Here is a 25482-nt window from a genome sequence, read left to right as displayed (position 1 = left end):
CAACCTATACGCTACAGATATATGTCACACTTAGATCCGGAAATAGACTCATTAAAAAATACGCTCCTGGAAATGCTGGAGCTTGTAACATCACAATTGGTTAAATGCAAGGAAGCCACTTTCAATGCTGACGCTGATTTGGCCAAAGAGGTTATCTCTATGGAAAAAAGAGTAAACTCACTTGAACTGGCTATAGATAAACGGTGTGAGAATATTTTGGCCCTCTATAACCCTGTGGCAACTGATCTTCGCTTTGTGCTGGCCGCCTTTAAAATCAGCAATGATCTTGAACGTATAGGCGATAATGCGGAAGGCATAGCTAATTTCCTGTTTGATGTAATGGAAAAAGCCGAAGATGACATGATTGAGAAGTTTAAACTCAACATGATGTATGATGTGGCTATTTCCATGCTACACGACATGGAGGAGGCCATGGAAAATGAAGACACCAAACTGGCCAGAAAAATATTTAAAAAAGATGATCAGCTAAACGAAAACAATAAGAATGCATCAAAGATCGCTGCTGACCTGATACAGAAATACCCTAATAAGATAAAACTTATCCTTAAGTTATTCTCTATTGTCAGAAAACTTGAACGAGTCGGGGATTTGACAAAAAATGTAGGAGAAGAGTTGATTTTCCATATAGAGGCTAAGGTATTGAAGCACAAGAAAGATCAAAAAAAGAAAAAAAAATGATTGAAATCGATTCGTGAAATAAGAAGACCAGCCTCATAAATAATGTTGCTGGTCTTTTTATTTAGAACTTATCACGAACATTTAACAATTACTTAATATTCTGTAAATGTTTGAGATATATAATAAGTATACTTTTGCACCCTCATTTAAGCTCTCCCTTCAGATTTGACTAGAATCATCACAGATACGTTAATATCAAAACGATGGCTTTTGATAAGGATCGCGATAATTATCGCATCAGTATTTCTTTTTTTATTCTCCATAGACCTGATGAGCGATTCATTCAGGCACCTCGGGAAGGAAGCCATTGACTCCATACTCAAAGCAGCATCTAATCCGTTCATCGGTCTATTTATAGGGCTGTTAATTACAGCACTAATACAAAGTAGTTCTACCAGCACAACCCTGATTGTTGCAGCAGTCGCGTCAGGATCTATAAGTCTGGCTGATGCCGTACCTATGATCATGGGGGCAAATATTGGCACCACAATTACCAGTACAATCATTGCGCTTAGCTATATTGGCAACAGGGAGCAATTCAGGCGAGCACTTTCCGCAGGAGTTGTACATGATTTTTTCAATATTCTGGTAGTACTGATTCTTTTTCCCCTTGAGCTGAAATACGAATTTCTATCCTCAATTGCCGATACCATTTCCTCTACACTAATTGGAGTTGACACAACAAATGCTATCAATCATTCTCCTTTTAAATTGATTGATTTCACTCCCATAACGAGCTTTTACACCTCTATAATTGATATTGCCTTAATTAACCTTGTGTTCTCCTTCATTTTACTATTTGCCTCTATAAAAGTCCTCTCAAAGATTATATCAAAGCTGCTTATTGGAGAGTCTGAAGAAAAACTTCAAAAATATATATTTACAAATACCGGCATGTCCTTTTTCTGGGGTACATTCCTTACTTCAATTATCCAATCAAGCTCGATAAGTACATCGCTGGTTATCCCTTTTGTAGCAACGGATAAGATTTCCCTGAGAAAAATAACTCCATTCATAATAGGAGCTAATGTAGGAACAACCATAACCGCTTTTATAGCTGTATTTTTTAAATCTTACGAGTTGGTAAGTATAGCCATAGTACACCTGACCTTTAACCTCATAGGTGTATTGATCTTTCTGCCATTCCCTTGGTTTAGAGAAATACCTATCAGAATGGCGGAAAAGTTTAGTGAGCTTGCTTCCAACTACAGGTTCACGGTAATCATTTACATACTGTTGATATTTTTCATTATTCCTTTCTGCCTTATCTATTTCAACAAAGGATTTGAGAGCTTATGAAACACTGATTCTCATTTAACAACTCATACATACAATTAAACTCATACACTATCATGAACAAGTTAAAATATGTTCTGCTAACATTAATTTTTTTTCCTTTATTATCCGGAGCCCAGGACACAACCTCCAACAGCTTTGGCAAGGGTATTCAAATTGTTGCTAAAGATTCATCATTTAGTATGAAGTTTAGCACGAGATTTCAGACGCTATACGATGGCGGTCTGAATCTTGAAACAGATAAATGGAATGACCAGCTTATGATCAGAAGGGCCAGACTTAAGTTTGATGGGTTCGCCTACGACCCTCGGCTGGAATATAAAATTGAACTGGCGGTAAGCAACCGAGATAACGGGAAAGTAGCTTCAGAGTCCAACCTTGCCGCCAATATCGTACTTGATGCCGTGCTGAAGTATCAGTTCGCTCCGGGCTGGGAAGTCTGGTTTGGACAAACCAAATTACCCGGCAACAGAGAGCGGGTAATATCTTCACAAAAGCTGCAATTTGTAGACCGAAGCCAGGTAAACTCAAAATATAATATTGACAGGGGACAGGGTATTCAGATACACCATGAGCATACCATGGGGAAAGCAGTTCTTAGAGAAATTGGATCCATAGCCATGGGGGAAGGCAGAAACCTTACTATTGATAATATAGGCGGCTACGAATATACAGGAAGAATAGAATATCTACCATTTGGTAAATTTACAGGCAATGGTGATTATTTTGGCTCTGATCTCAAAAGAGAAAAAACGCCCAAATTATCCATTGGAGTAACCTATGATCAGAATAATAATGCGCCAAGAGAGCGTGGCTTTGCCGGTGACTTCCTGAGTGAGCACCACGACTTAAAAACATACTTTGTAGATGCCATGTTTAAATACCAGGGATTCTCAAGTATGTTTGAATATGCAGACAAAAGGACCGATGGCTCTCCGGTAACCTCAGAAGGTGCATTCTATACCGGCACAGGCCTGAACTTGCAAATGGGATACCTGTTTGATAACAACTTTGAAATAGCCGGACGATATACGGATATTACTCCGGAAAAGGTTACTGGTTATGAAGCCATCACCGAACTGACATTAGGTGTTTCAAAATATTTTGCAGGTCACAGTTTAAAAATCCAAAGCGACCTGACCCATGTAAATAACGAATTCAGCGATGATGAGCTACGATACCGCTTTCAGGTAGAACTAGCCTTCTAAATGCACTTTGAGTAATCCTGCTATTTTGCTTATCTTGGCTCAAAAATCAAAAACGTGGGTGAGAAAAAAGGATTTATGAGCTTCTTTAAACTGGATAGTTTGTTTGATCATTTAACCGCTTTTATCGAATCTAAAGTGGACATTTACAAGATAGAGCTGCGCGAAGAGGCTTCCAAAGCACTATCCAGGCTGATGGTAGGATTACTTTTATTTAGCCTTGGCTGGTTTTTTATCATGTTTCTCAGCCTGGCAGCCGGATACTATTTCAGCACACTTCTGGGAAGCTTTTTTTATGGTTTTCTGATCATTTCCGGAATTTATTTGTTACTCTTTACGCTGGTGTTTCTGCTTAAGAAACAACTGGGACTGAAAGAATTTTTTGACAAACAAATAGAAAATTGGCTAAATTCCGACAAATAATATGATACCTGAAGCTGCATCAAATAAAAGGAAAAAAGAAGATCTGGAGCACGATTCTCAAAAACACCGAGAAGCATTTGAACATGAGTTGTCTGAAGTTGTGGACAAAACAAAACGTATTGCCACTTCTGTACTGGTCATCGGAGGTAGCTTTGCTCTCAGCTATTACCTCATTAAAAAACTAACCGGCAAAAAAACTGTCAAGAAAATTAAAATGCAGAAAGACACAGGAGGAGTAAATGAAATGGTTATTCAAAAGCATCCTTCCGTATTTTCAACTGTTGGAAATGTTATTTTAACAGAAATGGCTGTATTTTTACTGGGTATTGCTAAAGAAAGGTTAATAAACTATATCCAAAACCTCAATTCCAGGGAAGATGAAGATTCTAAAGACGCTTGAAGAAAAAACTCAAAAAGGACAAAAATCTTTAGCCATACTTATTGACCCGGATAATGTTGAGGATATATCTTCCATCAATAGCTTACTAAATCTTGCCAAGGAGTGTTATGTTGATTACTTCTTTGTCGGAGGTAGTTTGATCACCAACAATAATCTGGACAGGATTATCAAAACCATTAAATCCAGCTGTGAAATACCGGTTATATTATTTCCCGGCAGCAATATGCATCTTGATCTTAGCGCTGATGGCATATTATTTCTCAGTCTGATTTCCGGCCGAAATGCTGATTTGCTGATAGGACAACATGTGATAGCAGCGCCAATTTTAAAAAACAGCGGCATAGAAGTTCTGCCTACAGGCTATATGCTTATCAACTCTGAACGAACCTCTGCTGTTTCCTACATGAGCAACACCTCCCCTATACCGCCGGATAAATATTCAGTAGCGGCATGTACCGCCATGGCCGGAGAAATGCTGGGACTGAAACTTATCTTCATGGATGCCGGAAGCGGTGCCAATGAAGCGATAACCCAAAAAATGATCAGCCAGGTAAAAAAAGTTATTGATGTCCCGCTGATAGTTGGTGGTGGCATTGATTCTGCAACAAAAGCCAAATCGTCCATAGAAGCAGGGGCCGATATGATCGTAATTGGAAACGCCATAGAAAAAAACCCCAATCTGCTGATTGAGGTTTCTGAAAAGATTTATGATTTTAACAGATCTTTAAATATTCATTAAAGTCTCTCTCTTTCTCATTTTTCCTGCCGGTATACCATACATCATCTTAAACCTTCTACAGAAGTAAGCAGTATCTTTGTAACCACAGGCACGTCCGATATCCCTGATGCTCATTTTGGTAGTCCTGAGTAGCTTTACAGCATACTCCATACGCTGATATTCAATATAATCCTGAGGATTAATACCTGTCAGCGTTTTAAAATACTGTCCTACATAGTCTTCGGAGACATCTGCTACATCTGACAGGGTTTTATTAGTCAGCTCGCCTCCAAGATTATCCTTGATGTACTTGAAGAGCTTTATCAAACGAGGGTCTTTGAAGTAGGTACTGTTAGTGGCCATCTGCTCCACGAATAGTCTCTTTTGCAGGATATGACGGATAACCTCTACAACAAGTAATTCTGTTTTTAGCTTTACCACTCGCTGGTTTCCTTCAAGCCTGGTTTCCTGTTCTTTAACTATATCATAGATGGTACTGTTTACTCTGGAATTTTCCAAAGTAAATGCAGGTATATCTAAAGCACTAAAGAAATTAACCGTATCAAACACTTTGGTCTCAAAGACAATGGATGTAAAATCAGCCACCGGTACGCCAGAGATGTCTTCCGGGTTGGTCTTGAAATATTCTGTTTGCTTATAACTAAATTCTTCCAGAGATAACTCAGGACTTCTATCATCCACCTCACCAAATGACAGAGGCGTATACCTCATGGCAGGGATAAATAGCGCATGACCTTCTTTTAACAACTCATTATCCTTACCAAATCTGACAATTCCTTTTTTAAGGATAAGAATTGTGTTTTCTGTTTCTTCGTAGTCCTTAATGGTAAAAGGGTGTGATACTTTTATATTATTGGACTTTACAAACTTAATTCCTAAGGATTCAATTATTTTATTGTAATCTTCCATCACGTTACTGTATTAAATCAACCCCAAATATAAAGAAGTTCAACCAAATAATCATGCACTTTTCCAAGTTACATATAATTTTTTTTAGAATATAGGCGAAAATTAGTTTTTAAGCAATTCACGGGCAATTACAATCTTCTGAATCTCAGAGGTTCCCTCATATATTTGAGTGATTTTGGCGTCACGCATCAATCGCTCTACATGGTACTCCTTCACATAACCATATCCTCCGTGTACCTGAACTGCCTCCACAGTAACATCCATTGCAACCTTAGATGAGAATACTTTTGCCATAGCTGCAGCTTTAACATAATCCTTACCCTGATCTTTTAATGCAGCTGCATTTAAACATAAAAGTCGCGCCGCTTCAATCTGCGTAGCCATTTCTGCCAATTTAAACTGGATAGCCTGATGCTGGGCAATAGGCTTACCAAAAGCCTTGCGCTCCTGAGCATATTTCAACGCCAGCTCATAGGCGCCTGATGCAATACCCAGAGCCTGCGAAGCAATACCTATACGACCTCCGTTGAGCGTAGACATTGCAAAATTAAACCCAAAGCCATCCACACCTATTCGGTTCTCTTTAGGTACTTTAACGTCAGTAAACATTAAAGAGTGTGTATCAGACCCTCTAATTCCTAATTTATTTTCTTTTTTACCTACAACGAAACCATCCATTCCTTTTTCTACGATCAGAGCATTAATCCCTTTATGCTTCTTTTCCGGGTCGGTCTGGGCGATTACTATATAAACTCCGGCACTATTACCATTGGTGATCCAGTTTTTAGTACCATTGAGCAGGTAATAATCACCTTTGTCCTCGGCAGTTGTACGCTGGCTTGTTGCATCAGAGCCTGCTTCGGGCTCAGACAAACAAAAGGCACCTATTATTTCGCCTGTAGCAAGTTTGGTCAGGTACTTTTGCTTCTGCTCCTCGGTACCGTATTTCTCTAGTCCCCAGCACACCAATGAATTGTTTACTGACATCGCAACTGAACACGATGCATCTACTTTTGAGATTTCTTCCATGGCCAGTACATATGAAACAGAGTCCATGCCACCGCCGTTATATTTTGGATCTACCATCATTCCCATAAAACCCAACTCACCCATTTTCCTGATTTGTTCGGCCGGAAATTTTTGTTCTTCATCCCTATCAATTACTCCCGGAAGCAGTTCATTTTGTGCGAAGTCACGCGCAGCAGCCTGAACCGCTCGTTGTTCTTCTGTCAATTCAAAGTTCATTGTTTATACCAGTTTAATTTTTATAAAAAAACAGAGGGTTGTTATGCATGCATAACAACCCTCTAAATTACAAATTTTCTCGTATTTTACTTAATCTCTGCTACCCAAAAACATACTGATATAGTAAAGCAAGGTCACCAACGAAGCTACTGCGGCCACCACATATGTCATCGCGGCCCATTTGAGCGCATCTTTGGCCATGCCGTGTTCAGCTGAAGTAACTATTCCTCGCTGCTCAACCCAAGCCAATGCCCTTTTACTGGCATCAAATTCGACGGGAAGGGTTACAAAAGCAAATAAGGTAAACACCGTGTAACAGCCGATAATGATCAGCAACGCCAATTTAAAAGGAATCAGTGAAGGAAGCAGAAAACCTCCGAACAGCATCATCATGAAAATAACGTTCATGATCTTTCCGCTTGCGTTTTGAACCGGAACCATAGCAGATCTGAATTCCAGCATGCTATAGGCCTTGGCATGCTGAACAGCGTGACCACACTCATGAGCGGCTACCGCCGCCGCTGCGGCATTTCTACCATAATAAACAGCCTCACTCAGGTTAACCGTTTTGTTAACCGGGTTATAGTGATCAGTAAGCTGACCTTCAACTGATGTTACCTTTACATCGTGAATGCCATTGTCTGTCAGCATAAGCTGAGCTATTTCAGCTCCCGATAAATTTTTATTCAGTGGTATCTGCGAGTATTTTTTAAATTTACTCTTCAGTCTTGAACTAACCGCAAAACTGATGATACCGAAAACAATCATAATGATTATAATTCCCATATTCTTCTCCGATATCTAACTTTGTTTTTTTATTTTTTCTATAATATTTGAAGTGGAAAAACCTTCTACCAAAGCGATGGTCTCCACCTTTCCTCCATTAGCTATAACAATATCTGCGCCAACGATATTCTCTGCCAAATAGTCATTTCCTTTAACGAGAATGTCAGGTTTTAGTTCTTTTATCAGTTCATAGGGAGTATCCTCATCAAAATAGGTAAGGGCATCTACGAAAGCCAGGGAGGCCAGCAACCGCGCTCTGGCATACTGATCATTTAGGGGCCTGTTTTCTCCCTTAAGGCGCTTTACTGAAAGGTCTGTATTTAAGCCCAGCACCAGCTTATCACCACGTTGACGGGCTTTTTCAAGATAATCAACATGCCCCAGGTGGAGAATATCAAAACAGCCATTCGTAAAAACGACTTTTTTTCCTTCCTTCTTCCAGCCTTGTACAATTGAGTGCAAGCTATTCCGGTCTACGATCTTATTTTTTGTAGATTTCAATTTTCTTTTTAGATATCTGGCTCAGGAATAAAGACAAAGCTCCTACAACAATAATAACCAAAGTTTGCCATCCATGAAATATGAAAGTAAAAGGTACGGCTTTTTCTTCTGGTATTGAGTAGAGGATTACGAGCCCCAAGGGCACAAGTATATGAAAGCTGCCCGCACCTCCAGGCAACGGAATGGCCATAGCAATACCGCCTATTACAAATATGGTAAGGGCTGCAAGAATGCCTAAATGAGCTGTTTCCGGAAAGGCCAGCATCACGAGGTACATCATCAGGTAATAGCACAGCCATATCAATAAGGAATAAACTATAAACAATACCCGTTTTTCCAGCTTAAAAATACTGGTAACACCACTTTTAAGGCCCCTCATCATGCCCCTAATTTTTGACATGTAGCGCAGTGCGAGGTATCGCTTGCTGTTAAAAATATACCTGATCACCAGAACTACTGCTATAACAAACACAATGCCCCCAACCAGTAAGGTATAGGAAAAGCTCGAACCACGGTCTGACGATGTAAGTCTCCTGATCTCATCAGACTGAAAGAAATAAAGCAGGTTATCCAGCTCGATAAAAAAAGCCACTGTCAGAAGAATGATCAGGAAAATAAGGTCAATGATTCTCTCCATTACCACGGTACCAAAAGAAACATCTACCGGAACCCTGTGTAACCTATAGAGGTTATAGCACCTGGAAACTTCGCCACCTCTGGGAATAGCCAGATTAATAAAATACCCGACCATTACCGACATAAAGCTATGCCCCAGTGAAATATGATGCCCTAACGGTTTCAATAGTAGCTTCCACCTTTCGGCTCTTAATACGTGACTGAAAATTGCAGCGAAGGCTGACAAAAAAAGGAAGGGTTTATTAGCGGAATCCCAGGTTCTGAGTATAAAATCCCACTTACTCTCCCCATTCGACACCTGGATATTCTGAAAAGACAGCCATAGCAAAAAGGCCGTAACGCCAAGCATAATTATATACTTAACAGTATTTTTTATTCCGGAAGCCATGTGAGATTATTGCAGAAGTTTATTATCTGCGTCTGGGAATATAAGTGTAGGTTCAAAGGTTTTGGCCTTCTCAAAGTCCATGATAGCATAGGAGATGATGATTACAATATCGCCAACCTGAGCTTTGCGGGCTGCAGGGCCGTTCAGACAGATCATACCGCTACCCCGTTCACCTTTTATGATATAGGTTTCTAACCTTTCACCATTATTCACATTTACGATCTGCACTTTTTCCCCCTCTATCATATTGGCGGCATCCATCAGATCTTCGTCTATGGTTATACTACCCACATAATGTAGTTCAGCCTGAGTGATTTTCACACGGTGGATCTTCGATTTTAAAACTTCAATATTCATCGATCTGAATTTCAGAATTCTAAATTAAAAATTTCATTGTCAATTAACCTGACTCCGTCGACATAGCCAGCCACGCACAGCGCAACATTTTTTCCACTTAAATTGTTCTCCATGAATTCTAATGTTTCAGGGTTAACAATTTCAAAGTATTCCAGTTCTACCCCTGCCTGATCAATGATGGCAGTCACTTCTTTCTTTACCCGCGGCACATCCATTCTGGACTTGAGCATCTTCTGTGCCTCGCTAAGTGTCCTGTACAATATCACTGCTTTGCCTCGGCCTTCTTCTGTCAGCCTTTTGTTCCTTGATGACATAGCCATTCCGTCTGCCTCCCGCACTATAGGAATACACTTCAGCTGCACATTATAGGAAAGGTCCCTCACCAATTGCTTTATAATCAAATACTGTTGAAGGTCCTTTTGCCCAAAGTATGCACAATGTGGAGCTACTATATTGAATAATTTAGAAACAATCAACCCAACCCCACTGAAATGACCGGGGCGGAATTTCCCTTCCATCACCTGATCAAGTCCTGCAAAGTTAAAGCTTATTTTGGGTTGTTCCGTGTAAATTGTACTATCATCGGGGCAAAATAATACATGACAGCCTGCTTCTCGTAATAAACTAATATCCTGATCAAGGTTTCTCGGGTATTTCTCAAGGTCCTGGCTGTTATTGAACTGGGTAGGGTTAACATATATACTGCAAACGGTAATATCATTGTCAGCCTGCGAAGCCTGGATCAACGATAAATGACCTTCGTGCAATGCCCCCATGGTAGGCACCAGGCCTATTTTTTTACCCTGGAACTTATGTTCATTGAGGTGTTGTTGTAAAGGAGCAATATCCCTGTAAATCTCCATCAGAATCGTTTAAAAGGATCGCAAAACTATGTTTTTCAAAAGATAATATCTTGAAAAGTGCTAAAAATTTTGTAATTTTGTGGTCTTATTTTAGGCAAACAAATCTCTACACATATGTCAAAACTTCGTATTCTTTATGTAGCCAGTGAAATCAATCCTTTCTTACAAACTTCCAAAGTAGCAGAATTTGTCAGAAAGTTGCCACAGGCTATGCAGGAAAAAGGGATGGAAATCAGAATACTGGTTCCGAGATTCGGCTTGATAAATGAAAGAAAGAACAGGTTGCATGAAGTTGTCAGACTTTCAGGGATCAATATTGCAGTAGGTGAGGAAGAAAAACCTTTAATTATTAAGGTGGCCTCTATACCTAATGCCAAATTACAGGTTTATTTTATTGATAACGAAGACTATTTCCACCGGAAATACGTTTTCCACGATAAAGAAAATAACTTTTATGAAGATAACGACGAAAGAGCAATATTTTTCTGTAAAGGCGTTATTGAAACTGTGAGGAAGCTTGGCTGGGCTCCTGATATTGTTCATTGCAATGACTGGATGACTAGTTTGATACCTTTATATTTAAAAACGACATACAAAAATGATCCGTTATTTAAGGATACCAAATCTGTCTTTACTACGTATAACAATGCATTCAGCCATAAATTTAATGGTGATCTGATAGAGAAAGTTAAAATGATCGATATCGAAGATAGTATGTTAACAAACCTTTTATCAGCAGATTACTATGGGTTTATCAAATTGGGTCTTGAGTTTTCCGATGCAGTCATAAGAGCTGAGGAAGATCAAACACTTGATGGCTTATTTGAAAAATTCCCTGAAGAAAAGAAAATCGAAACAATAGAAAAAGACGAAAATTTTACGGACTCTTATTACAATTTATATAATGAACTTGTGGGTTAGAAGATCAGGGCTGATACTACTATCAGCCCTGACATTTTTTTCGTGCGAAGAAGAATTAAGCACAGTTGGTCTCCCCCCCGAAAATGATTTGGGGATTTTTTTTGTCGATGTACCGTTAAACGATAAGGTTTCTCAGATATGGGTCGATAATATTTATTCAAGAGCTACAGGCAGCATTATTGTCGGTAGCTATCAGGATGAATACTTCGGACACATGGAAGCCAGGAGCTTTACTGAACTCACCTTACCTTCTGAAAATCCAGGTAAGAACTTTTCGGGAACAGCCACACTCGACTCCCTCGTTGTGGAAACCAGAATAAGGGGAATATATGGTAGCAATGTAAAAAACACATTAAATAAAATAGAGATTTATCAGCTTACCGACACTATTCCTGTCAAGGATCAAACTTATACGATTGCTTCAACCCAGGCTTTAGGAGCGAAGCTTGCCGAAAGTGAATTCTATATCTATCCTGACTCCCTGGGTCTAAAATTCGAAGATTATGTTGAGGACGTACAAAACCTGACCCCAAAGGACAGTTCAGACAGAGAGAGACTCTTTGATAGCAATGACGAGTATATTTACCGGTCTGCATTTCAGGTCAATGACACCTATGCACTTGAGTTTTTCAATAGGCTCAAAAATCAGGATGCTGCCTTTAGCAGTGCCGAAAATTTCGCAGATTATTTTAATGGTATGGCATTTGTTTCCACTGTTTCAAATAGCGCTGTTCTAACCTATGGAGTATCCGATACAAGAATGGTGCTCTACTACTCGGAGACGGACAGTCAAGGCAACACCTCTCAAGAAGAACTGGTTTTTGGAGCATCTGCAACCATCAACTATAATAATATTGAACCCAATAAAAATGTAGGGTGGAGTGGCTCTGATTTTGATGACCTTTCAACATTTTATGAGCCTTATGTCACCAGTACCAACCTTGCTTATGTTCAAAGTGGCACCAACTTACTTATGAAGATTGACCTGTCATCTATGCAGCAATTTGCCGATACAATTGACAGCCCGGTTATTCAAAAAGCTGAATTGATATTCTCCGGTATAGTTGATGCGGATGAAAACACACCTCCACCGGCAAATATGCTATACTACCTCACAACTACAGATAGTCTGGCGAATAAGAATTACCGTGTTGGAACCTTACTAAGCAATACGGGTGGTACTGCTTCCGTAACCTATAATTCGGAAGATAATGAAATCAGAAATGACATTACTTTGTCTTTGCAAAACCTCCTTTATGAAGAAAACTACAACCAATTGATACTGGCGCCCGTGAGGGTAATAAATGGTGCATTTTTACCTACAGCCAGTTCTGTCAGCAGGCTGGTTGTTTATAAAGACAATATGCATTTACGATTCTACTACTCAATACCAGATAAGAAATAAATATAATTTGATATGTGCGGAATAGTTGCCTATGTAGGGCCCAGACAGGCTCATGAGGTTATCATTAAAGGACTTAAAAGATTAGAATATAGAGGTTATGATAGTGCAGGTATAGCTCTTCTCAACGGAGGCCTGAACATATACAAGAAAAAAGGCAAAGTATCTGACCTTGAAGAACACCTGTATGAAAATAATCTAAACAGCAATATCGGCATTGGCCACACACGTTGGGCGACCCATGGAGAGCCTAATGATGAGAATGCTCACCCACATTACTCTCACTCGAAGAAGCTGGCCATTATACACAATGGGATCATTGAAAACTACAGCTCACTTAAACAGGAGCTGATCAATAAAGGCCATACTTTCGAAAGTGAAACAGACTCGGAAGTTTTTATACACTTTATCGAGGATATTCAGGAAAATAATGACTGCTCATTAGATGAAGCAGTACGATTGGCACTTACCAAAGTTGTTGGAGCGTATGCAATAGTGATCATGTCAAAAGACGATCCTAATTTGCTGATTGCAGCAAGAAAGGGTAGCCCTCTCGTAATAGGTATTGGCAAAGACGAATTTTTCCTGGCTTCTGATGCCACACCTATTATTGAATATACCAATGAAGTGGTGTATCTCAATGATTACGAAATAGCCGTAATTGACAATAATGAACTAAAGCTCAAAAACACGCAGGATGTAGTTTCTACGCCGTATATCCAAACTTTGGACATGGAGCTGGAAGCCATTGAAAAGGGTGGGTATGAGCACTTCATGCTGAAAGAGATCTTTGAGCAGCCAAAATCCATTGGTGATTGTATGCGTGGCCGCTTAAATGCCAATGAAGGAAGACTGGTATTAGGTGGTATCAGGGAATATGCCAATAAACTGGTAAATGCTGACCGCATAGTAATAGTTGCCTGCGGAACTTCATGGCACGCAGGTTTGGTGGCAGAATACTTTATTGAAGAGTTTTGCAGAATACCTGTAGAAGTAGAATATGCCTCCGAGTTCAGGTACAGGAATCCTATCATAAATGAAGGGGATATAGTATTTGCTATTTCTCAGTCAGGCGAAACCGCAGATACACTTGCCGCTATCGAACTGGCCAAGTCCAAAGGTGCCATAATCTTCGGAGTGTGTAACGTGGTAGGCTCATCTATTTCAAGAGTTTCGCATGAAGGTGCGTACACCCATGCCGGTCCTGAAATCGGGGTTGCCAGCACAAAAGCTTTCACTGCTCAATTGACCGTTCTAAACATGATTGCCCTTAGAGTAGCCCATAAGAAAGGAACAATAACCGAGAGAAGGTATCATGAATTATTAGTTGAGCTCGAAAACATTCCTGCCAAAGTAGAAAAGGCCCTTAAACTGGACAATCAGATCAAAGAAATTTCCGAAACTTTCAAGGATGCCCGTAATTTCCTTTACCTGGGCAGGGGCTATAATTTCCCCGTTGCCCTGGAAGGTGCGTTGAAACTGAAAGAGATCTCATACATCCACGCAGAAGGATATCCTGCAGCAGAAATGAAGCATGGACCAATTGCCTTGATTGATGAGGAAATGCCTGTCGTTGTAATTGCAACAAGGGACAGCTCTTACGACAAAGTAGTTTCCAACATACAGGAAGTAAGAGCACGAAAAGGCCGGGTAATCGCTGTGGTTACTGAAGGTGATGCTCTTATACCTCAAATGGCAGAATTTGTAATAGAGGTACCAAAGACTGATGAAGCACTCATGCCAATGGTTTCCGTAATACCTTTACAGCTATTGTCATACCATATAGCTGTAATGAGAGGTTGCAATGTTGATCAGCCCAGAAATCTGGCAAAATCAGTAACAGTAGAATAACACTACTAAGAAACATTTATGAGGCTACCCTATTCTTCTGGGTAGCCTCTTTTTTTATAGTAAGAAACCGGGGCAAATAACAAATTGTCGTGCTGATTAGTTAATTCATAAAAACAGCATGGCCATAGACAAGAAAGATATTCCGCCTATTCCCCCTGGCTGGGATTACAACCCCGCCTCCTGGAGCCAGCGCATTCCCATTATAGTACTTGCAATTATTGGAATGTTCATTGCTCTCTATCTGGGGCTTTATCAGCTGGACATTATCAACTCGGTATGGGAACCCTTCTTTGGTGACGGAAGTATTACCATACTCAACTCAAAAGTGTCTAATGTACTACCTATACCTGATGCCATCCTCGGAGCCATTGGTTATTTTATTGATGCCTTGACAGGTGTGATCGGAGGTACCCGCAGATGGCGTACGATGCCCTGGATAACAATTGTATTTGGTTTTGCCGTTGGTCCGTTGGGTGTGGTAAGCATTATGCTGGTTGTATTTCAGCCTGTATTGTTTGATGCATGGTGTACTTTATGCCTTGCATCAGCGGTTATTTCAGTTGCCATGATCGGCCCTGCTATGGACGAAGTATTGGCAAGCCTTCAATATATGCAGCGTGTTAAACGCTCAGGACAATCTACCTGGAAAGCTTTTTGGGGAATAAAGGAAGTGGTTTTAAAAGTAGCATAATATGTGGGCACTGGTGATTAATATAATTCTCGGCTTATGGATTATGGCCTCCCCGGATATCTTAAGTTTTGCTGATCCTGTTGCAGCCGATAACAACCACATTGTAGGACCGCTGATTATAACCTTTGCATTTACGGCTCTTTGGGAAGCCACAAGAACTGTTGGGAAATGGAATATTCCACTCGGAGCGTGGCTTTTCATCGCTCCATGGGCACTTTCATTTGAAGATAAAAATGCTCTTGTCAATGATATGATCATTGGAGCTGTTGTTTTTCTTCTTTCCTTTGTAAAAGGAAAGATCACTCAGCATTTTGGCGGTGGTTGGATTGCGTTATTTAAGCGTAACCCTGAGCACATTCAAAAAACAAAGTAGCTTAGCTAACCCCTAGCAAATATTCTTTCTTAAGCAACGGACAAATCTTATACCTTTCATCTTTAGTATCCTCATAAATGGCCTCCAGAGTTTCATACACATGGTGTATCCCTATCAGATTGAGCCATTCAAAAGGCCCGAAAGGATAGTTGGTTCCCAGCTTCATCCCGGAGTCAATATCTTCCCTCGAAGCGGTTCCCTCCTGTACAACATAAAAGGCTTCATTGATGATCATAAAGATTATCCTGGGAGTAACCATTCCCACACGGTCATCTACGAGCTTATATTCCGTATTAAGAGACTCAAATATTTTATCCGGTACGTCCTGTCCATTGTTCAACATGCTCACTTCAAAAACTTCACGATTAACAAAGGTAGGCAGACCGTTAAACCCAAAAATATTTCCCGCTATCGGACCGTTTAAAAATATAAGCTCCGCCAGACTGATCTTCACTGTATTAAGAAAAATAACAGCATTTCCCGGGTTCTTATAGCATTCGAAATGATCAGGGTTTTCATCAACAATGAAATCAAAAACCAGATCCTTTTCACTTAAAAATCTTGGAGATGTAAGTTGCGATAGAAAAGTGTATTCATGGTTGTCAGAAAACTTCTCTTTAAACTCTAAAAAATTTTCCTCCTCCCCAATTATTAATATTTTCATAATTTGCAGCTTTAAGGCAAAAATAGATATTAATATAAAAAATGTCAGTATGAACCGAATAATTGTCAACAGTAAAAAAGCACCTGCCCCAATTGGCCCATATAGCCAGGCCGTAATGGTCAACGATACTCTGTATGTATCCGGACAAATAGCGATAGATGCCGAAAGTGGGGATCTTCTTACCAGCAATATCGAAGTTGAAACAGAACAGGTAATGAAAAATTTGAGTTATATTTTATCAGAAGCAGGACTTGATTTCTCCAATGTGGTTAAGTGTAGCATCTTCGTTTCAGATATGAGTAACTTCCAGCTGATCAACTCCATTTATGGCAAATACTTCCTTCAAAACCCTCCTGCCAGGGAAACTGTAGAAGTGAGCCAATTACCTAAGGGCGTAAACGTAGAGATATCTTGCATAGCGGTTAAATGACGCTGATACCTCATAAAAATGAAACTTTGGTTGCCCCTATTACGGCATTACAGGCCATTAGCAGGCTGAGCTTCGTTACTCAGCCTGCCAGCCTCAATGAATCAAAAGAAAATCCGGATATCCTATTTGTCGGACATATCAGCAAGTCATCCTTCCGTATTTCAAGAAAAGTCAATTACCCACAAAATTATCTGCCAATTATAAAAGGCCGAATTGAAGGATCCAGCAGAGGATGCATAATATTTATCAAATACCGACTATTTTTCAGCTCTACTCTATTTTTTACATTCTGGACAAGTATGACATTCCTGATAGGGCTGTTTTTTATTATATTCCCCCGGGAATACTTATACGCTGCCATTGCTTTTTCTTCAGGCATGGCCAATTATACTGTGACCCTGCTTAACTTCAACAGGCAGGTGAAGTTAAGCCGTGCAACCTTGGACAAGGCGCTAAAGATGGACACTTAGCTATTATGCTAATGTAACTTTTCGTAATTTTGCAGCCCTAAATCAATCAAAAAAGATGGATAAAGAAGTTCGTGTCAGGTTCGCTCCAAGTCCTACAGGAGCATTACATATTGGTGGTGTGAGGACCGCTTTGTACAACTATCTGTTTGCAAAAAAACACAACGGCAAAATGATCCTCCGTATTGAGGATACAGACCAGAACAGGTTCGTGCCGGGTGCTGAAGAATATATCAAAGAATCATTGGAGTGGATAGGCATTATTGCCGATGAAAGCCCTTATGCCGAAGGTGCTTACGGTCCTTACCGGCAGTCTGAAAGAAAACACATGTATGCCGAATATGCACAAAAGCTTATTGATGAGGGTAACGCATATTATGCTTTTGATACTGCAGAAGAACTTGATGCAATGCGCGAGAGATTAAAGGCTGCACGTGTCGATACTCCTCAGTACAATGCCATCACACGTATGCAGATGAAAAACTCACTTACACTTTCTGAAGAGGAGGTAAAGGAAAAGCTTCAAGCCGGTGAGCCATACGTAGTCAGGCTTAAAGTGCCCCGAAAAGAGGATGTAAGGCTGAATGATATGGTACGTGGCTGGGTTATGGTACACTCTTCTGCCATAGACGACAAAGTACTGATGAAGTCAGATGGTATGCCCACTTACCACCTTGCTAATGTTGTGGACGACCACCTGATGAAGATCACCCATGTAATTCGTGGTGAGGAATGGCTACCTTCTGCACCTTTACATGTGTTGTTATATAAATTTTTAGGATGGGAAGATACCATGCCTCAGTTTGCCCACTTGCCGCTACTACTCAAGCCTGACGGTAACGGTAAGCTCAGTAAAAGGGACGGGGACAAACTTGGTTTCCCGGTATTTCCAATTCATGGTGCATTTCCTGGCAAGGATGGCGCAGCGGAGACTTTCCACGGCTTCAGAGAGGATGGTTACCTACCCGATGCCTTGCTCAACTTTCTTGCGTTTCTAGGCTGGAATCCTGGCACAGAACAGGAGATATTCTCTTTACAAGAGCTCATTGATGCATTTACTGTTGAAAGAATAGGAAAATCAGGGACAAAATTTGACATTGACAAAGCCAAATGGTATAACCAGCAGTATATTAAAGTTAAGCCTGCTACAGAGCTAAGCACATTCCTCATCAAAGACCTTGAAGCCAATGGAATAGCTATTGACAGCAAGAAGGTAGAAAAAGTGTGTGAGGCCATGAAGGAGCGTGTAATTTTTCCTGCCGAGTTTTGGACAGAAGGAAAATTTTTCTTCATGATGCCAGACAGCTATGATGAAAATGTGGTTCGCAAGAAATGGACTGAAGAGGCAGTTTCTGTTTTGGAAGCCTACAGAGAAGCCGTATTAAAGGCTGATAAGCTCACCTCAGAGACCTCAAAGGAAATTTTAAATAACATATTAGACGAAAAAGGCGTTAAAATAGGACAGGTGATGCAGGCAGTTAGGTTAGCCATAACCGGCAAAGGCGGAGGTCCTGACTTGATGGAGATCATCGAGATCCTGGGCAATGCAGAAGTGGCTGACAGAATACAGAAAGCTATTGATACATTGCCTGTTAAGCAAGTCAATTAAACCTTAAGCGCCATGTCTAAAAAGGAATCAAAAAAGAAAAAGAAGAAAACTCAACCAAAGGTAAACCCGGAACTGGAGGGCTTTAATATTGAAATTGATTCCTTTGGTGAAATAAAAACCAACTTTAATATAGATCGCATCAACGAGTTTCTTAACAAGAATGTAGAAGACAAGAAGCTTGCTGAACGCGATGATTATGATGAATTGAAGTCTGAGAAATCCAGCAAAAAGAACAAGAAAAAAGGTAAAGACGAAGAAGAATAGCAATGAACTCCCACGAAATCGACTATGAAATTAAAGGGGAAAGTATTCAAATCGTTGAGGTAGAGCTCGACCCTAATGAAACTGTAATTGCTGAGGCCGGAGCCATGCTCTACATGGATGACGGTATCACATTTGAAACCAAAATGGGTGATGGATCCGAACCTAACCAAGGTCTATTTGGCAAATTACTTTCAGCAGGTACCAGAGTACTCACAGGTGAGTCTTTGTTCATGACCCACTTTACTAACAGGGGAGCCAACAAATCAAAGGTTGCATTTTCGGCTCCTTACCCTGGCACTATAATACCTGTTGATCTGGCCGCAGCTCCTGAAAATTCCTTAATTGTGCAAAAAGATGGCTTTTTGTGTGCAGCATTGGGCACAAAAATGACCATCGCTTTCAATAAACGTCTCGGATCCGGCCTTGTAGGTGGTGAGGGTTTCATTTTACAAAAGCTCCAGGGAGACGGAAAAGCCTTTGTACATGCCGGTGGAACAGTTATAGAAAAGCAACTGAACAATGAGGTGCTAAGAGTAGATACAGGATGTGTGGTGGCTTTTGAGCCTTCCATTGATTTTAATGTTGAGTCTGCAGGTGGGTTAAAATCAATGTTGTTTGGAGGTGAAGGTATATTTCTGGCTACATTAAGAGGCACGGGTAGGGTTTATTTACAATCTATGCCTATCCGAAAATTGGTCCAGGCCCTTGCCCCATATGGTAAAAACAGAGGTAAAGAATCCAGCTCTATTCTGGGTAACTTTTTGGAGTCTTAAAGTGCGTCTGCGCTTTTCCTACAACACTAAAGCTATTTTAGTTTAAACAAATTGAACTCACTCAGGTAACATAACAGGTCAAACTATTAAAATTATCCGCAAATAAATTACTTTCTTTCCCTCCCCATCTAAGTCATTTTTATCTAGAACCTTAATCAGGAATGAAGAAAAAAATCAATGGAGATGACCGCCTACATGTTAAAAATGAAGGTAGTTCTCAATTAAAGGGAAAGCGTATTTACAAAATCATTGACAATTGCAGTGGAAATTTTGGTTATTACTTTTAGGATAGAGCAACAGGGGATTCTGGGATCTGCCAAGAAACAAAATGTATACCTGTTAGAGTAATACGCCCCGGAATCAAACTGATTACCGGGGCACTTCCGTTTTGCATATGAAAACTTGTCTTTTTTTATTTGTCAGTATCCTGACTACTTCATGTTATCAAAATCAAATTGCTATTCCACTTGATAAAACGGTAAAAACCGATCGTTATCTACATGGTCCCTGTCAGAATTTGATCACCATTATCAAGAAAATATTTCACTAAATAGAAAATTCATCAGTTATCATCTTATTGTTAATCCAACAACTAACGAATTGCTTTTAACAGATGCACACTTTAAAGCGGCTGATTTTGTTAGTGATAAAAATCAATTTAAAGTGTTGTATAGATCAAAACAAAAATGATTCGTTGGATTCTGAAGATGAAATTTTTATCACTAGCCTTCTTGCCGATTCAGTTCCAACATTAGGAAATTTTGATTTTATAACCTATCCTGATGGTGCCTTTTTGAAATGATGGCACGCTGAATTACAATCATATATTTCCCGATCACATTGCTTATATTCTAGACACTTTTTAAGAACATTGCTATTCTGGTGTACTTTCGTATTTAGGGGACCTAAATAAATTATATATTTGCCATCGTGTAGAAAATTTAAGCACAGCGCAAACGATGGAAAACGTGAAATTAGGCATTATTAAAGAAGGCAAAGTACCTGTCGACAGAAGAGTACCATTAACACCTGCTCAGGCAAAAGAGGTAGAAGAAAATTTTAAAAATGTAAAGGTAGTATGTCAGTCCAGTGACATCCGTTGCTTTGAAGATGATGAGTATCGCCAGAATGGCATTACTTTATCTTACTCCATTGATGATTGTGATGTTTTAATGGGGGTTAAGGAGGTGCCAATTGACAGCCTTATCCCGAATAAAACCTATTTTTTCTTTTCACACACTATAAAAGAACAGCACTATAACAGGAAGCTGCTTCAAGCGATCCTGCAAAAGAATATCAGGCTAATAGATTATGAGACTCTCACCGATTCAAGTGGAACACGTATTGTGGCATTTGGTCGTTATGCAGGTATAGTAGGTGCTTATAATGGTATCTGGGCCTATGGAAAACGTTATAATCTCTTTGATTTGAGAAGGGCCCATGCTTGCTTCGATCTGGAAGACTTGAAAACAGAGTATGCCAAGGTTTCCCTTCCGCCAATAAAGATAGTTTTGACCGGTGGAGGCCGAGTTTCTAAAGGCGCTATGGAAGTGCTTAATGGTATGGGGATTCGCAAGGTGACTCCTGAAGAATTTCTTAAAAATGACTTTGATACAGCTGTATACTGTCAGCTTGATACCTGGGATTACAACAAGCCTAAAGACGATGGCGAATTTATTCGTAATGATTTCTACACCAATCCTCAGAACTATGAAGGAGATTTTCTGAAATATACTAAAGTTGCTGACTTGCTTATTGCAGGTGCCTACTGGGATCCGCGGGCTCCTGTTCTCTTCAGACGGGAAGATATCATGGAGCCTGATTTTAAGATCAGAGTAATTGCTGATGTTACCTGTGACATCGAAGGCTCCATTCCGTCAACAAAACGACCATGTACCATAGCGGAACCTATTTATGACTATAATCCGCAAGACGACAAAGTAGGGGCACCTTTAATCAGCGAGGGAAATATCACCGTAATGGCGGTAGACAATTTGCCTTGCGAATTACCCAGAAATGCCTCTGAAGACTTCGGGCGTGAGCTCGTGGATAATGTACTGCCCCACCTGTTTGGCGATGATACCGAAGCTGTAATCAAAAGGGCAACTATAGCTGAAAATGGGGCCTTGACAGAACGCTACAGCTACCTGCAAAATTACGTAGACGATAAGACGACTGCCGGAACTCCTTAATATGTAGTAAAATTTGAAACTATTTTTTATTACATTTAGGAGATATGTTTATAGAAACCGAGCTAGTTAAAAGGTCAAAGAAGTATGCTGAAAAGGTACTGGGCAATCTTCCGAAAGAGTATAGTTATCATAGCCTGACACATACCCAGGAGGTAGTTGCTGCTGCAGAAGAAATTGGCAATGAAATAGGTCTTTCTCCGGAGCAAATGGAATTGGTAATTGTTGCCGCGTGGTTTCATGACGTAGGTTATAAGTGTGGCTTCAAAAACCATGAAGAGGAAAGCGCCAGGCTGATGCGGGAGAAATTAGATGAGTTCGGGGTGGACCCTGAGAAAATAGCAGAGGTGGAAAAAATAATTAAGTCCACCCAAATGCCGCAATCACCGGAAGATGAGCTTTCCAAAGTGATGTGCGATGCTGACCTGTATCATCTCTCTACCGACATCTATTTTGTCAGAAGTGAAGAGCTTCGTCAGGAACTGGTCAACGTTTGTGATGAAAAGATACCTCCTAAAGACTGGGTAAAAAAGAACCTCAAATTTCTAAGTACTCATAGGTACTTTACAGCATACGGACAAAATACTTTAGAACCCAGGAAGCGGAGCAATATAAAGAAGCTACAGAAAAAAAAGGACAAGAAGGTGGATGCAGAATATACCCAAAAGCTTGAGAGTCAGATCGAAAAGCTAAAGCTGAAGATAGAGAAAAACAAAATCATGAAACCGGACAGAGGTATAGAAACCATGTTTAGGATCACCTCTAAAAACCACCTGACACTTAGCGCTATGGCTGACAATAAAGCCAACATTATGATCTCTATCAACTCTATCATTTTGTCGGTTTTAGTTTCAGTACTTTTTCGAAAGTTTGAGGATTATCCGAACCTTATCATCCCTGGAATGTTGCTGGTTGTGGTCTGTCTTGTAACTATTGTATTTGCAGTACTGGCTACCCGGCCAAACGTATCCACCGGTACTTTTACCAAAGAGGATATCATCAACAAAAAGACCAACCTGCTCTTTTTTGGCAATTTCCATGGTATGGAACTCGAAAACTACATGTGGGGCATGAAGGAAATGATGAAGGACGCAGACTTCCTCTACGGAAGTATGATCAAAGACATCTTCTTTTTAGGTATAGTACTCGGCAAGAAGTACCGGATGCTCCGAAAGTCGTACAATGTGTTTATGTTCGGCTTTATTGCAGCTATTCTTTCCTTTGTTATTGCAATGGTGTTTTTTCCGGTTCACTAGCGCTTACATTCTCAAGTGCTTTAAGCCATTTGTAGAAATCCACCTGCGCCTGAATTCCGGTTTCTTTATTTTTTACCCGGATATTCTGAAGGTTTTGATTGATGTAACAGGCCTTGGTATTATCTCTCAACTGAAGATCCAGCATTTTCATTACCTCTTTCTTCAGGTTTTTATTTAGAATGGGAAAAACAACTTCTATTCGGTAATACAAATTACGCTTCATCCAGTCAGCAGAGCCCTGATAGAGGTTTTCTACCCCGTCATTATAAAAATAAAACACCCTGGAATGCTCAAGGTAGCGATCTACTATACGCCTTACGGTAATATTTTCGCTCAATCCTTCAACTCCGGGACGCAGGCAGCAAATAGCCCTGATGATCAAATCAATTTTAACCCCGGCCTGACTCGCTTCATATAGCTTGTCAATCATGATATCATCCTGTAAATTATTTAGCTTTAAGATGATATAGGCCTTTTTCCCTTCCCTGGCATGCGCTATTTCACGATCAATCATTGACGTAAACCGATCGGTAATGTTGAACTGAGAAACGAGCAGCTGCTTGAAGGGAGAAACCTCTTCTTTTGTATAAAGATATTCGAACACCCGATCAAGCTCTTCTGTCATTTCTTTATTACAGGTAAGTAAAGCCTCATCAGCGTATATAGTTGCAGTTTTTTCGTTGAAATTTCCTGTACCAAAGAAACCATATCGTTTAAGCGATCCGTCCTCCTGTCTTCTGCAAACCAAGCCTACTTTGGCATGAACTTTCAGGCCGGGTATGCTGTAAATTATTTTAATACCTGCCTTTTCCATTTTCTCAGCCCATTTTAAGTTGTTTTCTTCATCAAAACGAGCCTTAATCTCAACGAAAACGGTTACTTTCTTCCCATTATTGACGGCACTGATCAATGCATTGCTTATAAAGGATTCTGGTGCAATACGATAGAAGGTCACCTTAATTTCCTCAACATGGGCATCAAGTGCCGCTTCGTTGAAGAACCGTAAAACATAGTCGTAGTTGTGATACGGGAAGTGTAGCATTACATCTCCCTGATCTATAGCATTGAAGACTGAAGGGTTTTCTTCCAGGCATGTCTTCCTGATAGGCTCCAGAGGTTCATTCTCAAAAGCAGGCTTTCGAGGATTTTGCAGACCAAAAAGATCATACATGTTGTGATACCTACCCCCAGGAACAAGATCGTCTTCCTCAAGATTAAATTTCTCCACAAGGAACGCCAGCATCTCACGGGGCATGGCATTATCGTATAGAAACCGCGAAGGTACGCCCAGGTTTCTCTTGTCAATTTGCTTTCGGATTTTCTTAACCAAGTCTCCCGAGTATTCGTCCTCAATATTAAGATCTGCATCCCTATTCAGTTTAATGGAATAACAGCCTTTTACGTCATGATTGGGAAAGAGAAAATCCAGATTTTCCCTTATGATATCATCAATTGCTATATAGTAAAAGAATTCATTGGCCTTTGGAAGCTCAACAAACCTCGGCAAATGATCTGTAGGGATATTAAGGTGAGCATAATCCGTTTCACCGGTAAGCTTATTTTCCAGCGAAATCGCAAAGTACAGCGCCCTGTTGTCCAGGTATGGAGCCTTACTTTTTTCCCCTGTCATAATAACAGGCTGGAGATAAGAAAGGATCTTACTTTTAAAATAATGTTCTACAGCTCTTCGGTGCTCCCTGATAATAGGCTCATTTCTATAAAGGATTATTTTATTCTTCCTAAGCTCCGGAAGAATCATCTCCTTTTTTATCCGTCCAAATTCTTCCTGTTGAAGATTAACTTCATCCAGAATTTCCTGCAACAGCTTTTTGGGGCTTATTGTAAATCGCTTGTTTATCTTTTTCTTATCTATGTCAACAATACTCCGGAGAGCGGCGACTCTTACCCTAAAAAACTCATCTAGGTTAGAAGAGTAGATGGCGAGAAATTTTATTCTTTCATAAAGAGGAACACTAGCATTTGCGGCTTCCATTAACACCCTCCTATTGAAGGAAAGCCAACTTACATCACGATCAAAATATTTACTGTTGTTCATCATCAAATCTCATTTTCAAAACGCAACGCCCGTAACCAATGTTTAAATTAAACAAAAAAAGCTACCTATTTCGATAGGTAGCTTTTTTT

Annotated in this window: 27 protein-coding genes; 18 read left to right on the top strand and 9 right to left on the bottom strand. The window is 40.1% G+C overall.

Annotated elements, in window-relative coordinates:
• The first annotated feature begins 21 nt into the window (after positions 1 to 21).
• The 6 genes from phoU (at position 22) to LVD17_RS11730 (ending at position 4762) form a co-directional block, all read left to right on the top strand.
• Complete coding sequence (gene phoU / locus LVD17_RS11755; RefSeq protein ID WP_233766974.1) at positions 22 to 699, top strand: phosphate signaling complex protein PhoU; 678 nt, start codon at positions 22 to 24, stop codon at positions 697 to 699.
• A 210-nt stretch (positions 700 to 909) separates the two neighbouring features.
• Positions 910 to 1998, top strand: a complete 1089-nt coding sequence (locus LVD17_RS11750) for a Na/Pi symporter (protein WP_233766972.1) — start codon at positions 910 to 912, stop codon at positions 1996 to 1998.
• A 53-nt stretch (positions 1999 to 2051) separates the two neighbouring features.
• Positions 2052 to 3203, top strand: a complete 1152-nt coding sequence (locus LVD17_RS11745; protein ID WP_233766971.1) for a porin — start codon at positions 2052 to 2054, stop codon at positions 3201 to 3203.
• Between the two features lie 75 nt (positions 3204 to 3278).
• Entirely contained in the window at positions 3279 to 3623 is a 345-nt protein-coding gene (locus tag LVD17_RS11740; RefSeq protein ID WP_233766969.1) for a phage holin family protein, read from the top strand.
• A 1-nt stretch (position 3624) separates the two neighbouring features.
• A complete protein-coding gene (locus tag LVD17_RS11735) occupies positions 3625 to 4023 on the top strand; it encodes a hypothetical protein (protein WP_233766968.1) in 399 nt (132 codons plus the stop codon).
• Positions 4001 to 4762, top strand: coding sequence for a phosphoglycerol geranylgeranyltransferase (locus tag LVD17_RS11730; protein ID WP_233766966.1), 762 nt, complete (start codon positions 4001 to 4003; stop codon positions 4760 to 4762). The genes LVD17_RS11735 and LVD17_RS11730 overlap by 23 nt, the downstream gene beginning before the upstream one ends.
• On the opposite strand, the gene LVD17_RS11725 is transcribed toward LVD17_RS11730, so the two are convergent.
• The 7 genes from LVD17_RS11725 to panC form a co-directional block, all read right to left on the bottom strand.
• Positions 4748 to 5671 carry an AraC family transcriptional regulator gene (locus tag LVD17_RS11725; RefSeq protein ID WP_233766964.1) on the bottom strand — a complete coding sequence of 308 codons (924 nt, stop codon included), beginning with the start codon at positions 5669 to 5671 and terminating at the stop codon, positions 4748 to 4750. The genes LVD17_RS11730 and LVD17_RS11725 overlap by 15 nt on opposite strands.
• A gap of 102 nt (positions 5672 to 5773) precedes the next feature.
• Positions 5774 to 6916, bottom strand: coding sequence for an acyl-CoA dehydrogenase (locus LVD17_RS11720; RefSeq protein ID WP_233766963.1), 1143 nt, complete (start codon positions 6914 to 6916; stop codon positions 5774 to 5776).
• A 90-nt stretch (positions 6917 to 7006) separates the two neighbouring features.
• Positions 7007 to 7702 (bottom strand): zinc metallopeptidase, encoded by a 696-nt coding sequence (locus LVD17_RS11715; RefSeq protein WP_233766962.1) that lies wholly within the window; start codon positions 7700 to 7702, stop codon positions 7007 to 7009.
• A 15-nt stretch (positions 7703 to 7717) separates the two neighbouring features.
• Entirely contained in the window at positions 7718 to 8203 is a 486-nt protein-coding gene (gene rfaE2 / locus LVD17_RS11710; RefSeq protein ID WP_233766961.1) for a D-glycero-beta-D-manno-heptose 1-phosphate adenylyltransferase, read from the bottom strand.
• A complete protein-coding gene (locus LVD17_RS11705) occupies positions 8184 to 9188 on the bottom strand; it encodes a lysylphosphatidylglycerol synthase transmembrane domain-containing protein (RefSeq protein WP_233766959.1) in 1005 nt (334 codons plus the stop codon). Before LVD17_RS11705 ends, rfaE2 begins: the two co-directional genes overlap by 20 nt.
• A 45-nt stretch (positions 9189 to 9233) precedes the next feature.
• Positions 9234 to 9584: an aspartate 1-decarboxylase gene (gene panD / locus LVD17_RS11700; RefSeq protein ID WP_233766957.1), complete on the bottom strand. Its 351-nt coding sequence runs from the start codon at positions 9582 to 9584 to the stop codon at positions 9234 to 9236.
• An 11-nt stretch (positions 9585 to 9595) separates the two neighbouring features.
• The gene (gene panC / locus LVD17_RS11695; protein WP_233766955.1) at positions 9596 to 10447 is read right to left on the bottom strand and encodes a pantoate--beta-alanine ligase; all 852 of its coding nucleotides are present in this window, start codon (positions 10445 to 10447) and stop codon (positions 9596 to 9598) included.
• 114 nt (positions 10448 to 10561) lie between these two features.
• Between panC and LVD17_RS11690 the strand changes: the two genes are divergently transcribed.
• The 5 genes from LVD17_RS11690 (at position 10562) to LVD17_RS11670 (ending at position 15685) form a co-directional block, all read left to right on the top strand.
• On the top strand, positions 10562 to 11368 hold the full coding sequence (locus tag LVD17_RS11690; protein ID WP_233766953.1) for a glycogen/starch synthase: 807 nt from the start codon (positions 10562 to 10564) through the stop codon (positions 11366 to 11368).
• Positions 11352 to 12773: a DUF4270 family protein gene (locus tag LVD17_RS11685; RefSeq protein ID WP_233766951.1), complete on the top strand. Its 1422-nt coding sequence runs from the start codon at positions 11352 to 11354 to the stop codon at positions 12771 to 12773. The genes LVD17_RS11690 and LVD17_RS11685 overlap by 17 nt, the downstream gene beginning before the upstream one ends.
• A gap of 12 nt (positions 12774 to 12785) precedes the next feature.
• On the top strand, positions 12786 to 14621 hold the full coding sequence (glmS, locus tag LVD17_RS11680) for a glutamine--fructose-6-phosphate transaminase (isomerizing) (protein ID WP_233766949.1): 1836 nt from the start codon (positions 12786 to 12788) through the stop codon (positions 14619 to 14621).
• A gap of 118 nt (positions 14622 to 14739) precedes the next feature.
• Complete coding sequence (locus LVD17_RS11675; protein ID WP_233766948.1) at positions 14740 to 15312, top strand: vitamin K epoxide reductase family protein; 573 nt, start codon at positions 14740 to 14742, stop codon at positions 15310 to 15312.
• A gap of 1 nt (position 15313) precedes the next feature.
• Positions 15314 to 15685 (top strand): SPW repeat protein, encoded by a 372-nt coding sequence (locus tag LVD17_RS11670; RefSeq protein WP_233766945.1) that lies wholly within the window; start codon positions 15314 to 15316, stop codon positions 15683 to 15685.
• A gap of 1 nt (position 15686) precedes the next feature.
• Here LVD17_RS11670 and LVD17_RS11665 read toward each other — a convergent pair whose 3' ends face one another.
• The gene (locus LVD17_RS11665) at positions 15687 to 16349 is read right to left on the bottom strand and encodes a 3-hydroxyacyl-CoA dehydrogenase family protein (RefSeq protein WP_233766943.1); all 663 of its coding nucleotides are present in this window, start codon (positions 16347 to 16349) and stop codon (positions 15687 to 15689) included.
• 49 nt (positions 16350 to 16398) lie between these two features.
• Here LVD17_RS11665 and LVD17_RS11660 point away from each other — a divergent pair, with 49 nt between their 5' ends.
• The 7 genes from LVD17_RS11660 to LVD17_RS11630 all read left to right on the top strand — a co-directional run bounded on the left by LVD17_RS11660 (position 16399) and on the right by LVD17_RS11630 (position 23337).
• Positions 16399 to 16779, top strand: a complete 381-nt coding sequence (locus tag LVD17_RS11660) for a RidA family protein (protein ID WP_233766941.1) — start codon at positions 16399 to 16401, stop codon at positions 16777 to 16779.
• Positions 16776 to 17249 (top strand): hypothetical protein, encoded by a 474-nt coding sequence (locus LVD17_RS11655; RefSeq protein ID WP_233766940.1) that lies wholly within the window; start codon positions 16776 to 16778, stop codon positions 17247 to 17249. The genes LVD17_RS11660 and LVD17_RS11655 overlap by 4 nt, the downstream gene beginning before the upstream one ends.
• Positions 17250 to 17304: 55 nt before the next feature.
• A complete protein-coding gene (gene gltX / locus LVD17_RS11650; protein WP_233766938.1) occupies positions 17305 to 18855 on the top strand; it encodes a glutamate--tRNA ligase in 1551 nt (516 codons plus the stop codon).
• Between the two features lie 12 nt (positions 18856 to 18867).
• Positions 18868 to 19119 carry a hypothetical protein gene (locus LVD17_RS11645; RefSeq protein WP_233766936.1) on the top strand — a complete coding sequence of 84 codons (252 nt, stop codon included), beginning with the start codon at positions 18868 to 18870 and terminating at the stop codon, positions 19117 to 19119.
• A gap of 2 nt (positions 19120 to 19121) precedes the next feature.
• Complete coding sequence (locus LVD17_RS11640; RefSeq protein WP_233766935.1) at positions 19122 to 19892, top strand: TIGR00266 family protein; 771 nt, start codon at positions 19122 to 19124, stop codon at positions 19890 to 19892.
• Positions 19893 to 20851: 959 nt separating this feature from the next.
• Positions 20852 to 22084 (top strand): NAD(P)-dependent oxidoreductase, encoded by a 1233-nt coding sequence (locus LVD17_RS11635; RefSeq protein WP_233766934.1) that lies wholly within the window; start codon positions 20852 to 20854, stop codon positions 22082 to 22084.
• A 44-nt stretch (positions 22085 to 22128) separates the two neighbouring features.
• Positions 22129 to 23337: a Pycsar system effector family protein gene (locus LVD17_RS11630; protein ID WP_233766933.1), complete on the top strand. Its 1209-nt coding sequence runs from the start codon at positions 22129 to 22131 to the stop codon at positions 23335 to 23337.
• Here the strand turns inward: LVD17_RS11630 and ppk1 are convergent.
• The gene (ppk1, locus tag LVD17_RS11625; protein ID WP_233766931.1) at positions 23306 to 25396 is read right to left on the bottom strand and encodes a polyphosphate kinase 1; all 2091 of its coding nucleotides are present in this window, start codon (positions 25394 to 25396) and stop codon (positions 23306 to 23308) included. The two genes, LVD17_RS11630 and ppk1, sit on opposite strands and share 32 nt — an antisense overlap.
• Positions 25397 to 25482 lie beyond the last annotated feature (86 nt).

The sequence above is a fragment of the Fulvivirga ulvae genome, from assembly GCF_021389975.1.
Taxonomy (GTDB): Bacteria; Bacteroidota; Bacteroidia; order Cytophagales; family Cyclobacteriaceae; genus Fulvivirga; species Fulvivirga ulvae.
The sequence above is the reverse complement of the archived record's forward strand: the minus strand, read 5'-3'. Positions and strand labels throughout refer to the sequence as shown.

Coding starts and splice junctions, on each gene's coding strand:
- LVD17_RS11655 (WP_233766940.1), top strand. CDS start 16,776: ATGACGCTGATACCTCATAAAAATGAAACTTTGGTTGCCCCTATTACG.
- LVD17_RS11715 (WP_233766962.1), bottom strand. CDS start 7,702: ATGGGAATTATAATCATTATGATTGTTTTCGGTATCATCAGTTTTGCG.
- LVD17_RS11675 (WP_233766948.1), top strand. CDS start 14,740: ATGGCCATAGACAAGAAAGATATTCCGCCTATTCCCCCTGGCTGGGAT.
- LVD17_RS11645 (WP_233766936.1), top strand. CDS start 18,868: ATGTCTAAAAAGGAATCAAAAAAGAAAAAGAAGAAAACTCAACCAAAG.
- LVD17_RS11705 (WP_233766959.1), bottom strand. CDS start 9,188: ATGCTTGGCGTTACGGCCTTTTTGCTATGGCTGTCTTTTCAGAATATC.
- LVD17_RS11660 (WP_233766941.1), top strand. CDS start 16,399: ATGAACCGAATAATTGTCAACAGTAAAAAAGCACCTGCCCCAATTGGC.
- gltX (WP_233766938.1), top strand. CDS start 17,305: ATGGATAAAGAAGTTCGTGTCAGGTTCGCTCCAAGTCCTACAGGAGCA.
- panD (WP_233766957.1), bottom strand. CDS start 9,584: ATGAATATTGAAGTTTTAAAATCGAAGATCCACCGTGTGAAAATCACT.
- LVD17_RS11670 (WP_233766945.1), top strand. CDS start 15,314: ATGTGGGCACTGGTGATTAATATAATTCTCGGCTTATGGATTATGGCC.
- phoU (WP_233766974.1), top strand. CDS start 22: ATGTCACACTTAGATCCGGAAATAGACTCATTAAAAAATACGCTCCTG.
- ppk1 (WP_233766931.1), bottom strand. CDS start 25,396: ATGATGAACAACAGTAAATATTTTGATCGTGATGTAAGTTGGCTTTCC.
- glmS (WP_233766949.1), top strand. CDS start 12,786: ATGTGCGGAATAGTTGCCTATGTAGGGCCCAGACAGGCTCATGAGGTT.
- LVD17_RS11690 (WP_233766953.1), top strand. CDS start 10,562: ATGTCAAAACTTCGTATTCTTTATGTAGCCAGTGAAATCAATCCTTTC.
- panC (WP_233766955.1), bottom strand. CDS start 10,447: ATGGAGATTTACAGGGATATTGCTCCTTTACAACAACACCTCAATGAA.
- LVD17_RS11725 (WP_233766964.1), bottom strand. CDS start 5,671: ATGGAAGATTACAATAAAATAATTGAATCCTTAGGAATTAAGTTTGTA.
- LVD17_RS11740 (WP_233766969.1), top strand. CDS start 3,279: ATGAGCTTCTTTAAACTGGATAGTTTGTTTGATCATTTAACCGCTTTT.
- LVD17_RS11745 (WP_233766971.1), top strand. CDS start 2,052: ATGAACAAGTTAAAATATGTTCTGCTAACATTAATTTTTTTTCCTTTA.
- LVD17_RS11635 (WP_233766934.1), top strand. CDS start 20,852: ATGGAAAACGTGAAATTAGGCATTATTAAAGAAGGCAAAGTACCTGTC.
- LVD17_RS11685 (WP_233766951.1), top strand. CDS start 11,352: ATGAACTTGTGGGTTAGAAGATCAGGGCTGATACTACTATCAGCCCTG.
- LVD17_RS11630 (WP_233766933.1), top strand. CDS start 22,129: ATGTTTATAGAAACCGAGCTAGTTAAAAGGTCAAAGAAGTATGCTGAA.
- LVD17_RS11665 (WP_233766943.1), bottom strand. CDS start 16,349: ATGAAAATATTAATAATTGGGGAGGAGGAAAATTTTTTAGAGTTTAAA.
- LVD17_RS11720 (WP_233766963.1), bottom strand. CDS start 6,916: ATGAACTTTGAATTGACAGAAGAACAACGAGCGGTTCAGGCTGCTGCG.
- LVD17_RS11735 (WP_233766968.1), top strand. CDS start 3,625: ATGATACCTGAAGCTGCATCAAATAAAAGGAAAAAAGAAGATCTGGAG.
- LVD17_RS11640 (WP_233766935.1), top strand. CDS start 19,122: ATGAACTCCCACGAAATCGACTATGAAATTAAAGGGGAAAGTATTCAA.
- LVD17_RS11730 (WP_233766966.1), top strand. CDS start 4,001: ATGAAGATTCTAAAGACGCTTGAAGAAAAAACTCAAAAAGGACAAAAA.